Origin of the sequence: Candidatus Contendobacter odensis Run_B_J11, from assembly GCF_000531125.1 — a bacterium.
In the GTDB taxonomy this organism is placed as follows: domain Bacteria; phylum Pseudomonadota; class Gammaproteobacteria; order Competibacterales; family Competibacteraceae; genus Contendibacter; species Contendibacter odensensis.
In genome coordinates, this window is sequence record NZ_CBTK010000284.1 from 1 (window position 1) to 10,962 (window position 10,962).

A 10,962-nucleotide genomic window follows, 5' to 3' on the forward strand; every position below is an offset into this window, starting at 1 on the left:
GACACTTAATTTAGGAGTTGGTTCATTCACAACGTATAGATAACTATTGGTAAGACTATATCAGCATTATTTGGCTTGTCATTCTTAACGGAATTTATCGACAGTTCACTTACGTTAGCCATACCACCCAGCCCTTTCAAGGTGCTCAGTTGATGGTTGACGTAACCGTCTGATTCTCTATTACCCGACTCGGCCTAACATCGGGTTTGGCTAAGAAGAGAGTTCGAGGTTAAATTCAACTTATTGATTTTCAATGTTGTATTTTTACACCTTGAAAGGGCTGGCCATACCACCCAAGCCTAGCCCCCTTCCACATTATGCTTGTAGATACGCTTCATCCTCACGGATTCAGCTTAACCCTTTCGGGTATGGGTTACTTTGTCCCGCCAGCTTCACACCGTCTCGTTACCAAGGCCGCATGTGGCGGTAGGCTACTGCTGAGGGAACAGCAGGTTCTATCAAGGATTTTACCCTAGTAGAACAATTACATAGATAACATCACGTCGCACCATACCGATGAATACGATATCTACCGACGGTTGACGGAATGGAGGTTTGATCACCGTACCGTGTGTTACAGCCGAGGCGAATACGCCCGCGACGAAGACGGGGATGGCTTTTATGCGATTCATGTCAACACCGCCGAGGGCTTCTGGTCGCTGTTGCGCTCCTGGTTGCGGCCCCATCGGGGCATCTCGCCAGAAAAACTGCCGCTGTACCTAAGTTCTCTTTCAATGCTCCATAACGCATCCGGGGCAAAGGCCTGCTCAGACCGCTCTTGGAACGGCTAGTCGCCTAACCAGGCGAACTGTCTGGAATCCATATTGAGCCATATTCTAACTGCGGTTCGGTCGCTTTCTCACCGCAACCGGTATTGACTATCAATTCTATCCGATCTGACCTCAACCGCCTTGCCGTAATGTTGCCACGCCGCCACGCCGCCGCCAATCAGCGCCGCAGCTAACAACACTACAAAGGCGATCTTCCATCGGCTGTACGGCCGCTCGCCCTGCACCTCGCCGCTGCGGCCATTGACCACGAAGCGATAAATTTTTTCACGGAAGCGGAACGCCGACATCCATATCGGTAGCAGGACATGCTTGAAGCGAATATCACCGTAGCGAGTGTCGGCGGCGAGGATGCGCTGGTGGTCGCCGCCGATGTCGCGTTCGATGTCGTGGCGAATGGTGGGGGCCATGATTTCACGGGCGCGCTCGAAACCTTGATCCAGTTCCACTTGATACATCTCACTGCGGAACCCGCTGAGGTACGCTTCCTGGTATGGCGTCAAATTCGCCAAATCCCAAGGCTCCAACTGCTCGGTCACCGCACGCGGCAGCGATTGACTGGCCAGCACCAGCACATCATCGAAAAAGCGGGAGACCCTGCCCGCTGCTGGAGTCCAGCGGGTTTTGGTCACGGTGCGGGTTCGTTCCACTTTGCGGCCATCCTCAATGGCGATATAGGTTTCCTGCACCTGATAGTCGTCGCCGCGTTCGCCTTGATAACTCGTCGTGGTATCAGCGTCGTAGGTCCAATAGGGCACATACATACCGCTCAGACTGGCATCGTTGCGGGCGTAATCCTTGAGCTTGCTTGGCGCAAACCACAGCTTGCCGAGCCATTGGTGAAACGCGGTGCGGGCTTGATCGCGACCGATCTGGAATGGCAGTAACGCCTGGGGTTGCAATTGGCGGTGTTGTTCGGTCTTCGCCACTGCCGGAGCGCCGCAAAATGGGCATAAACCCGAATGCACAGTGCCATCGAAGCTATAGGATGCACCGCAGGAATCACAGTGGATCGCAACATTGTCGCGGGTCGTAGCTGTGGTAGCGAGCAATTGCAAGGTTTGCCGAAAGTCCTGTTCCACTATCGGTGCGGCAGCGGCGACGATGCGGTTCTCATGGCCGCAATGGCTGCAACGCAAAACCTCAGTGCCGGGTGCATATTCCAGCGCCGCGCCGCATTGCGCACACGGAAAGCGATGAGGTGCGGGCAGATGATCGTCAGTGGCGGATGGATCGGGTATCGGGTTCATGCGGGTGGATTGCTCCAACGGGGTATGACGGATTGCGGAAGACAGTTGCCGGATGGTTGAAACTATTCCACGTGGAATAATTCTGGCCCGCTTTTAGATCAGCAGCCCGGTATCCTCGTAGAGATCATCCAATCCCAGAGTGAGATGGGCATCGCCACAAGCAATCTCGACGATATCCTCGCGGTCGAGGTGCTGCTCGGTCCAGCGGTCTTTACCCGCCCGCGTCAACAACCGGGCGTTCAGATGATCGGCATCCACCAGCAGGTAATAACGCAGACTGGGAATATCCCGGTAATGCAGCCATTTTTCGCGCTGATCGATATTGGCGGTCGAGGGTGACAACACTTCGGCGATGAAGCAGGGCGCAGTTTTGTAGATCGGATGCTGGTCGCTGTCATCGCAGACCAGCATCACATCTGGGTAGTAATAGCTTCGATGCATGGCGACACGCAGTTTCATGTCGGCCATGAAGACGCGGCAGGAGTGGCCGCGAGTCGCTAACCGCAGGTGAAAAAACAGGTTGCCCGCAATCCGGTTATGACGCTCGCTGGCACCGGCCATAGCGAAAATTTCGCCGGCGATGTATTCATGTTTGTCTTTGGCGCGGCTCTCCCATTCAAGATAGTCGGCCTCGCTGATGTGCATTTTTTCGGCGGCGACACTCATAAGTCTACGTTCTCCTTCAGAGGGAGGATTTCAAGCTTCTGGCAACGGTGGCGGTAGATGAGCAAACAACGACGCCAGTTCGGCCACTTCACCCGCTGCCGTCCACTTCGCCATACCCTGTGTCCACACCAGCGTGGCGCGGGTCAGTGGCCCGCCCTGCACCTGCCGTTGCAATTCATCCATAGGAAACGGTCCAGCCTGCTGGCCGTTCAAGGCAATAAAGTACCGGCTGGCGCTGGGCAATGGCGGCGGAGTCGCAGGTGCCGGTTGAGGTGCCGGTTGTGCCAGTTGCGCCGGGCGCGCCAGCGTGTCGCTCAGCCGTTGCGCCATCGCCAGCCCCAACCCCATGTTCATCGCCTCGGAGCCGCCGCCGGGATTAGCCGCCGCATCGCGCAGCGCTTCCGCCGCCTGAAACTGGGTGTACTGGTCGAGATTGCCGACGATGCCCATGCTGGATCGCCTGTCCAGCGCGGCTTCTACTTCTTGGGGTAACGAGATGTTTTCCACCAGCAGATTGGGCAATTCCAGCCCGACCGCTTCAAATTCCGGGGCAATGCGCTGTTGCAGAAATTGACCCAACTGATCGTAGTTGCCCGCCAGATCGAGCGCCGGAATTTTGGCCTGACCGAGGATATTAGTGAAGCGCGACACGATCATGTTGCGCAACTGGTTGGTGATTTCCTCGGTGGTGAAGCGCCCGTCAGTACCGACGATCTCGCGTAAAAAGGTCGGCGCATCCTTGACTCGAATGGTGTAACTGCCGAAGGCGCGTAGCCGGATCGGCCCGAATTCGGGATCGCGCAGCATCACCGGATTCTGGGTGCCCCACTTGAGATCGGTAAAACGGCGAGTGCTGAAAAAGTAAACTTCGGCCTTGAACGGACTCTCGAAGCCGTGCCGCCATGCCTGCAAGGTCGAAAGAATCGGCAGGTTGTTGGTCTTCAACTCATACATGCCGGGCTGGAAGGTATCGGCGAGTTGGCCCTCGTTCACGAACACGGCCACCTGACCCTCGCGCACCGTGAGTTTGGCGCCAAACTTGATTTCGTTGCCATGCCGCTCGAAACGGTACCCCAGCGTGTCATTGGAATCATCGGTCCACTGGATAACATCAACGAACTCACCCAGCAGTTTGTCCCATAGTCCCATGTCATTGGCTCCTGGCAGTTGGATTGGAGGAACGGGGTTTGGCATGAGCGGCGGCCAGCGCCTGACGCAATTCAGTTTCGCAGGCTTCCAGTTGGGTAGCTGCTTCCTGGCGACGGCGGCGGCCTTCGTCGGCAATACGCAGGCTGTCCTCGATAGTAGCGATCAGAGTCTGGTTCGCCTGCTTCACCGTCTCAATATCGAACACGCCGCGCTCAATCTGAGTGCGCGCCTGCACGTTAGCCTGCCGCAGATTTTCGGCGTTGGCCGCCAATAACTGGTTAGTAAGATCGCTGGCGGCCTTGACGGTTTCAGCGGCTTGGCCGGAGCGGTAGATGGTAATCGCCTGAGCCAGTTGCTGCCGCCACAGCGGCACCGTGTTGACCAGGGTAGAGTTGATCTTGCCGATCAAGCTCTTGTCGTTCTCCTGCACCAGTCGGATGCTGGGCAGGCTCTGCATGGTGACCTGACGGGTCAGCTTGAGATCGTAAACCCGCCGCTCCAGATCATCGCGGCTGGCGCGCAGGTCACGCAACTGCTGCGCCCTGACCATATCCGCGCTGGCAGCAACTTCCCGCTCCAGCGTAGGCAGTTCTTCACTATCCACCGTGCGCAATTTTTCATCGCCTGCGGCGATGTACAGTTCCAGGGTGTGGAAATAGTCGAGATTGGCGGTATACAGCCGATCCAGCGCAGTAATGTCGGTCAGCAATTGGGTTTTGTGTCGCTCCAGGGCGTCGCTGATATCGTCGATCTGGTTCCGCACCGTCTCGTACTGCTGCACGATCTTGGCCAGTGGTTTCGCTTTGCCGAGCAGTCGGGTGAAAAAGCCGGGCTTCTTGTTGGGGTCCAGTTCGTCAAGATTGAAGCCACGCAGCACACTGACCATCTCGTTCAGCGCCGCGCCGGCGGGACCGGCATCCTTGTTGCGCACCCCCTCCAACATGCTGTCGGAGATGGTGGTCAACTGCTCTTGGGCCTTACTGCCGAAGAAGATGATGGAGTTACTGTCGCGCAGATCAAGTTGCGCCGCCAGTGCAGCGACTTGTTGCTGGTCCTGCACCGGCACCGGGGCGCGAGCCGCCAAGTCCTGTTGGACTTGCGGCAGGGCCTGGGCAAAGACTGCGGGTAGTGCAGGTGGCGCGGTCGGCAGGGGCGGTTGGGGCATGGTCATCAGCGTTGCTCCTTACGGTCAACTTTTCATTAAACGGATCGCGCTTTGAGACTAACGGCGCACATCCTGCCCCTTCATCCCACCGCGCATGATGGAGGATCGGGATCAGCGCAGGTCGCGTGGCACGTAATCCTGGATGGTATTACCCATATACATCTGGCGCGGCCGATAGATACGCGACTTGGGATCGTCGTGGATTTCCTTCCAGTTGGCGATCCAGCCCGGCACCCGACCCATAGCGAACATGACGGTGAACATGTTCAGCGGAATGCCCATCGCCCGCAGAATGATGCCGCTGTAAAAATCCACGTTCGGATACAGCTTGCGCTCGACAAAGTACGGATCCCGGAGCGCCACTTCCTCCAGCTCGCGGGCGATATCCAGCAACGGGTCGTTGACCTTCATGCCCGCCAGCATCTTATCGGACGCCTCTTTGAGAATCTTGGCGCGCGGGTCAAAATTCTTGTAGACCCGGTGGCCGAAGCCCATTAGCCGCAGCTTGGAATCCTTAGCCTTGACCCGGCTAACGTATTCCGCCACGTTCATGCCTGACTGGCGGATAAATTCCAGCATCTCGATCACCGCCACATTGGCGCCGCCGTGCAGCGGACCCCACAGCGCACAGACGCCGGCGGCGCAACTGGCGTACATGTTGGCGCCGCTGGATGCGACCATCCGCACCGTGCTGGTGGAACAGTTCTGCTCATGATCGGCGTGCAGGATCAGGAACAGGTTGAGCGCACGGGCAACTTCCGGCGTCGGCTCGTAATCCTTGTAGGGGATCGAGAACATCATGTGCAGGAAGTTCTGCGCGTATTTGTAATCGGCGCGCGGATACATCAGCGGCTGACCCACCGACATCTTGTAGCTGGCGGCGGCGATAGTGCGCACCTTGGAGATCAAACGGGCCGCCGCCTGCTCCAGCGTGGTTTCGTCTTCGATCTCCATCATGCCTGGCTCGTAGCAACTCATGGCGTTGATCATCGCCGAGAGGATCGCCATCGGATGCGCGTTGGGGGGAAATCCCTCAAAATGATTGCGCAGGCTCTCATGAATCATTTGATTGCGAGTCAATCGTGTGCTGAAGCGATCATGTTCCTCTGGGGTGGGCAAGCGGCCCCAAATGACCAACCAGGCAGTTTCCACAAAAGAACTGCTTTCAGCCAGTTGTTCAATCGGGATGCCTCGATAACGCAGGATGCCCTGGTCACCGTCAATGTAGGTAATGGATGATTTGCAGGAACCGGTGTTGCCGTAGCCATCATCCAGCGTAATGTAGCCGGTGCGGTCGCGTAGTGCGCTGATGTCAATTGCCAGTTCGTTTTCGGTTCCCTCGACGACCGGGAAATCATGGGACTGTCCATCCAGTTCGATGCGGCAGGTATGGCTCATGGTTTGGCTCCGTTGGCTGTGGGGTAAAGTCGAGTAGCGGTAGGATCGGGTTTTTCGTGCGGCTGATTATACTGTGATTCAGGGAGTTTCAGCGTGAACTGCGGTGGCGGTGCGGCGTTGCCTCCAGTATTCGATGATACCCGGCAGAATGGACAAAATGATAATAGCCATAATTACCAAGGTGAAATTCTTTTTGACGAAAGGCAGGTTGCCGAAGAAGTAGCCACCGTACAGGAATAAGGCAGTCCAGGCGATGCCGCCGGTCACGTTGTAAATCAGGAAATGGCGATAACTCATGCTGCCGGCACCGGCCACGAACGGGGCGAAGGTGCGGATGATCGGCACGAAGCGGGCGATGATGATGGTCTTGCCGCCGTGGCGCTCGAAAAACTGGTGGGTACGATGGAGGTATTCACGCTTGAGTACGCGAGCGTCATCGCTGAATACTTTTTCACCGAAGTAGTGTCCAGCGGCGTAATTGACCGTATCACCGATAATAGCCGCCGCCGTCAACAGCAGAAACAGCGCGTGGATGTTCATTGATCCGATGGCGGCCAGCGAACCGGCTGCGAACAACAGGGAATCACCAGGCAGGAAGGGGGTGACCACCAAGCCGGTTTCGCAGAACACGATCAGGAATAGAATGAAGTAAATCCAGCCGCCATACTGACTGGACAGATCGGCCAGATGCTGGTCGAGATGCAGGAATAACGAGAGCAGATCGGAAAAGAAATCCATATGGGGTACCGATGGTTCTAAAGGGGCTGAGGAATGGAGAGTCGGGGAGTTATCGTGGAGGGACAGCCCCGCGTTGTACACTCAATCATCACAGTTGCACCAGAGTTCCATGTCAGGTAGCCCGTTAACGGGAGGGTTGCCCTGTCGCAGATGGACTGCGGATGGATCGGGGTTGTACACCGCACGGACGATATCCACCCGCGCCGGTACCCTATCCTTCGCTGCCGTTCGCCGGGTCGGATGATGCAGCGTATCGTCAGCGCCGGCGATAATATGGGCAAAGGGTTTAAGGTTCGGCGGAAGCATGGCGTGCCCTTGAGTGAATGTCTAAGCTCATCACTATACCGGAACCGAAGTAGAACGGGCGTCCCGCCGGTTCAAGCCGCTGGTTCTGATTTTCTCAACCGGAGTGGAACACTGTGCTGACCCATCAACGCAACATCGCGTCAAATCAGCGAGCTGCCGACTGCCGGCGGCGATTATTGGCTGCCTGTGGGCTGTGTGCCGGATTGGCACTGGCACCCATTATGGCGGTGGAAGCCGCCTGGACTGCGGCGATGCAACCCGACCCGGTGACCCGTCAGTCACGCTGCCTGCTGAGCAGTGAATCCCAGACCACTTCGGACGGTTACGACTCGACGCCGGTTTCCCTGGTGTTCAACGGCAGCAGCCTGCTGGCCGTGACCGAATCAGACCTCGACCTGTCCTTCGCTGATCTGCAACTGGTGGTGGATGATAAACCATCGGTTCGCAGCGTTAAGATTGTTCGCAAAACCGATCTGGTGTTCGACCAGAATGTGCCAGAATTGGTCCAATTATTGCGTGCTGGTCGTCAGGCCACGATTTATCTACGCTTCTGGCCGACCTGGCCGGCCACTCAGACCTTCCCGGTTCATTTCAGCCTGAGTGGATTCAGCAAGGCTTACGACAGCCTGAATCAAAATTGTCAGCCCGCGCCGGCTCCCGCGCCCAGCCGTTCGCTCCGATAACCGCAACCACCACAATTTGAGGAGTTCTAATATGGGTCTGCGCATGAAATTCAATCTGGTGCTGCTGCTGGCTTTCGTAATCGGTCTGGCGCTGGCAGGGTATCTGTCCGACCGTATCCTCAAGGACAACGCCCGCGAAGAAGTCCTCCAGAGTGCGCGCATCATGATGGAGAGCGCGCTGGGCGCCCGCGCCTACACCGCCGAGCATGTCAAACCGCTGTTGACGCTACAGATGAAGCGGCAGTTCCTGCCCCAGACGGTGTCGGCCTATGCGGCGGCGCAGAGCTTCAAGGCGCTGCGGACCAAATTTCCCGAGTACACCTACAAGGAGGCGGCGCTCAATCCGACCAACCCGAACGACCGGGCCAGCGACTGGGAGGCGGATATCATCCAGGAATTCCGCAACAACGCGGAGCGCAAGGAACTGATCGTCGAACGGGACACCCCGACCGGACGGATGCTCAATCTGGGACGGCCTTTGGGCATTTACGATGCAGGCTGTCTAAGTTGCCACGGCAAGGTTGAAGACGCGCCCAAAACCATGACCGACATTTACGGGGTCAACAACGGCTTCGGCTGGAAATTGAACGAGATCATCGGCGCTCAGGTGGTGACGGTGCCGATGTCGGTACCACTGGCCCGCGCTCAGAAAACACTCACCACCTTCATGATTCTGCTGGGTGGGGTATTTTTGTTGCTGCTGGTGCTGCTGAACATCCTGCTGCACTTCGTAGTGATCCGGCCGGTGGTACGGATGGCCACTATTGCTACCGAGGTCAGTATGGGCAAGCCGGACGTGCCGGAATATGTCAAGCCGGGTTCGGATGAAATCTCCTCGCTGTCACAGTCGTTCAGTCGGATGCGGTTGAGCCTGGAAAGCGCCATGAAGATGTTGGGCGAATGAGATGATCGACAGCGGCGAGACCACCGGTGCGCAACCCGCGCGCGTCGGCCGCTATCGCATACTCGGCGTGCTCGGACGGGGCGCCATGGGCGTAGTTTATCTCGGTTACGACGAGGCGATTGACCGCCAGGTCGCGATCAAGACCATTCACCGCCGGTTGCTGCACGGAGAAGATGGCGCCGAGTGGCTGGCGCGGTTTCGCCGCGAGGTCCGCGCCGCTGGGCGCTGCCTGCATCCCAACATCGTCACCATCTTCGAGTATGGCGAGGAAGATAACGTCCCCTATATCGTCATGGAGTATGTGCAGGGCCGGGAACTGCGCGACTATCTCAAAGATCGCCAGCCGCTGCCGCTGGCCAACACGGTGGCGGTCATCGTCCAGGTGTTGCAGGCGCTCAGTCACGCCCACGCCAGCGGAGTGGTTCATCGCGACATCAAGCCCGGTAATGTCATTCTGCTGGCGGATGGGCAGGTGAAGGTGACTGACTTCGGTATCGCCCGGCTGGAAACCGGGATCGGAATGACCCAGGTTGGGATGACCGTGGGTACCCCCGGCTACATGGCACCGGAGCAGTTTCAAGGCAAAGAGGCCGACCGGCGCGCCGATCTTTACGCCTGCGGAGTGGTATTGTTTGAACTGCTGACCGGTGCCCGACCGTTCACCGGGCGCGGTGCCAGCGAATTGATGTATCAGGTACTCAATGAGCCGCCACGGCGGGCGACATTGCTGAATCCCCGCCTGCCGCCCGAATTGGATGCGGTACTGACCAGGGCGCTGGCCAAGGCACCAGAAGATCGGTTTCAAGAGGCCAGTGCTTTCATCGCCGCTTTGGAAGGGCTGAAGTTGGTGGAGCGCGAAAGCGCGGTGGATGGTTCGACCGTGATCCGGGTAGCTCCAGTTCAGGCGCCGGAACCCCCACCCCATACGCTGGCGGGTTGGGACCCCGCCTTGTTAGCGCAGGCCGAGAAGCAGTTGGTAGTGTATCTGGGTCCAGTCGCCAAGGTTCTGGTGCGCAAGGCGACCCAGCAGGTCAGCAGCCCGGTGGAACTGGTGCAAACTCTGGCAGCAGCCATTCCCAACGAACCGGATCGGTTACTGTTCCAACGGCGAATGCGAGGGGTATTGGGCGGCACCGCCACCGGCCTGGTTACCGCTGCAACCAGTGCCTCGGTGATGGGTAGCCAGATGAGCGGATCCTTGGGATCGTTCGATCAGGCGGTACTGGAAACTGCCCGCCGCGACTTGGCCGTCCATCTGGGTCCCATTGCTAAGGTGCTGGTCAAACAGACGGCCATCAAGGCCCGGACGACACGGGATTTGTACGAGCGGTTGGCCGAGCACATTCCCACCGCCGCTGAGCGGACGGCGTTTCTCAAGCGGGCGCCCGCCGATGGAATGGGCTGACCGCCAATTTCTACAGCAGAGAACGAAAGAAACGCAGGTAGAAGCCGGGATTTCTTTGTTTCTTCCGTTTAATCATTCTTGGTTTCATCACCTCGTGGTTTGAACCCCTCTTGGAGAAAATCTGCATGGACATCACTGTTAACGGTGTCGAAATCTCTGACGCCGCCATTCACACCGAAATGCAGCATCATCCGGCACCATCACCGGAAATTGCGAATTATTCAGCCCGACTGGCGCTGGTCGCCAAGGAACTGCTGTTGCAGGAAGCAGCCCGGCTGGGCATCACCGGTGCCGACGAAGACGCACGCATTGCGGCATTGTTCGACCGCGAGATCACCGCCCCGGAACTGCCCGATGAGGCCAGTTGCCAGCGTTTCTTTCAGACTCATCGCCAGCAGTTTCGGAGCGGCGATCAATATGAGGTTTCGCACATCCTGTGCGCCGCACCGCCAGACGATATCGAGGCCCGCGCCGAGGCCCGCCGCTGAAGATCACCGAAACTGCGCTGGC

General features: G+C 57.8%; 11 protein-coding genes and 1 pseudogene. 5 read left to right on the top strand and 7 right to left on the bottom strand.

Going from position 1 to position 10,962, the window contains the following annotated elements; genetic code table 11:
* Positions 1-509: 509 nt before the first annotated feature.
* A pseudogene (locus tag BN874_RS23915) lies at positions 510-799 on the top strand (transposase); the annotation flags it as partial.
* A gap of 60 nt (positions 800-859) precedes the next feature.
* On the opposite strand, the gene BN874_RS17860 reads toward BN874_RS23915, so the two are convergent.
* From BN874_RS17860 to BN874_RS24760, 7 genes are all read right to left on the bottom strand, one after another.
* Positions 860-2,038, bottom strand: a complete 1,179-nt coding sequence (locus BN874_RS17860) for a TFIIB-type zinc ribbon-containing protein (protein WP_051498015.1) — start codon at positions 2,036-2,038, stop codon at positions 860-862.
* 93 nt (positions 2,039-2,131) lie between these two features.
* A complete protein-coding gene (locus BN874_RS17865; RefSeq protein ID WP_034435658.1) occupies positions 2,132-2,704 on the bottom strand; it encodes a Uma2 family endonuclease in 573 nt (190 codons plus the stop codon).
* A gap of 30 nt (positions 2,705-2,734) precedes the next feature.
* Positions 2,735-3,853: an SPFH domain-containing protein gene (locus BN874_RS17870; protein WP_034435659.1), complete on the bottom strand. Its 1,119-nt coding sequence runs from the start codon at positions 3,851-3,853 to the stop codon at positions 2,735-2,737.
* Position 3,854: 1 nt separating this feature from the next.
* Complete coding sequence (locus BN874_RS17875) at positions 3,855-5,024, bottom strand: toxic anion resistance protein (RefSeq protein WP_230314483.1); 1,170 nt, start codon at positions 5,022-5,024, stop codon at positions 3,855-3,857.
* Between the two features lie 105 nt (positions 5,025-5,129).
* The gene (locus BN874_RS17880; RefSeq protein WP_034435660.1) at positions 5,130-6,416 is read right to left on the bottom strand and encodes a citrate synthase; all 1,287 of its coding nucleotides are present in this window, start codon (positions 6,414-6,416) and stop codon (positions 5,130-5,132) included.
* 78 nt (positions 6,417-6,494) lie between these two features.
* The gene (locus tag BN874_RS17885) at positions 6,495-7,154 is read right to left on the bottom strand and encodes a DedA family protein (protein ID WP_034435661.1); all 660 of its coding nucleotides are present in this window, start codon (positions 7,152-7,154) and stop codon (positions 6,495-6,497) included.
* Positions 7,155-7,235: 81 nt separating this feature from the next.
* A complete protein-coding gene (locus BN874_RS24760) occupies positions 7,236-7,460 on the bottom strand; it encodes a hypothetical protein (RefSeq protein ID WP_154725012.1) in 225 nt (74 codons plus the stop codon).
* Between the two features lie 113 nt (positions 7,461-7,573).
* Here BN874_RS24760 and BN874_RS17890 point away from each other — a divergent pair, with 113 nt between their 5' ends.
* The 4 genes from BN874_RS17890 (at position 7,574) to BN874_RS17905 (ending at position 10,940) form a co-directional block, all read left to right on the top strand.
* Positions 7,574-8,143 carry an invasion associated locus B family protein gene (locus BN874_RS17890; RefSeq protein WP_034435663.1) on the top strand — a complete coding sequence of 190 codons (570 nt, stop codon included), beginning with the start codon at positions 7,574-7,576 and terminating at the stop codon, positions 8,141-8,143.
* Between the two features lie 31 nt (positions 8,144-8,174).
* A complete protein-coding gene (locus tag BN874_RS17895; RefSeq protein ID WP_034435665.1) occupies positions 8,175-9,047 on the top strand; it encodes a c-type heme family protein in 873 nt (290 codons plus the stop codon).
* A 1-nt stretch (position 9,048) separates the two neighbouring features.
* A complete protein-coding gene (locus tag BN874_RS17900) occupies positions 9,049-10,452 on the top strand; it encodes a serine/threonine-protein kinase (protein WP_034435667.1) in 1,404 nt (467 codons plus the stop codon).
* A gap of 125 nt (positions 10,453-10,577) precedes the next feature.
* The gene (locus BN874_RS17905; protein ID WP_051498016.1) at positions 10,578-10,940 is read left to right on the top strand and encodes a hypothetical protein; all 363 of its coding nucleotides are present in this window, start codon (positions 10,578-10,580) and stop codon (positions 10,938-10,940) included.
* Positions 10,941-10,962 lie beyond the last annotated feature (22 nt).

Excerpts from the sequence above, each read along its gene's own strand:
- BN874_RS17860 (WP_051498015.1), bottom strand. The coding sequence starts at position 2,038 with ATGAACCCGATACCCGATCCATCCGCCACTGACGATCATCTGCCCGCA.
- BN874_RS17865 (WP_034435658.1), bottom strand. The coding sequence starts at position 2,704 with ATGAGTGTCGCCGCCGAAAAAATGCACATCAGCGAGGCCGACTATCTT.
- BN874_RS17870 (WP_034435659.1), bottom strand. The coding sequence starts at position 3,853 with ATGGGACTATGGGACAAACTGCTGGGTGAGTTCGTTGATGTTATCCAG.
- BN874_RS17875 (WP_230314483.1), bottom strand. The coding sequence starts at position 5,024 with ATGACCATGCCCCAACCGCCCCTGCCGACCGCGCCACCTGCACTACCC.
- BN874_RS17880 (WP_034435660.1), bottom strand. The coding sequence starts at position 6,416 with ATGAGCCATACCTGCCGCATCGAACTGGATGGACAGTCCCATGATTTC.
- BN874_RS17885 (WP_034435661.1), bottom strand. The coding sequence starts at position 7,154 with ATGGATTTCTTTTCCGATCTGCTCTCGTTATTCCTGCATCTCGACCAG.
- BN874_RS24760 (WP_154725012.1), bottom strand. The coding sequence starts at position 7,460 with ATGCTTCCGCCGAACCTTAAACCCTTTGCCCATATTATCGCCGGCGCT.
- BN874_RS17895 (WP_034435665.1), top strand. The coding sequence starts at position 8,175 with ATGGGTCTGCGCATGAAATTCAATCTGGTGCTGCTGCTGGCTTTCGTA.
- BN874_RS17900 (WP_034435667.1), top strand. The coding sequence starts at position 9,049 with ATGATCGACAGCGGCGAGACCACCGGTGCGCAACCCGCGCGCGTCGGC.
- BN874_RS17905 (WP_051498016.1), top strand. The coding sequence starts at position 10,578 with ATGGACATCACTGTTAACGGTGTCGAAATCTCTGACGCCGCCATTCAC.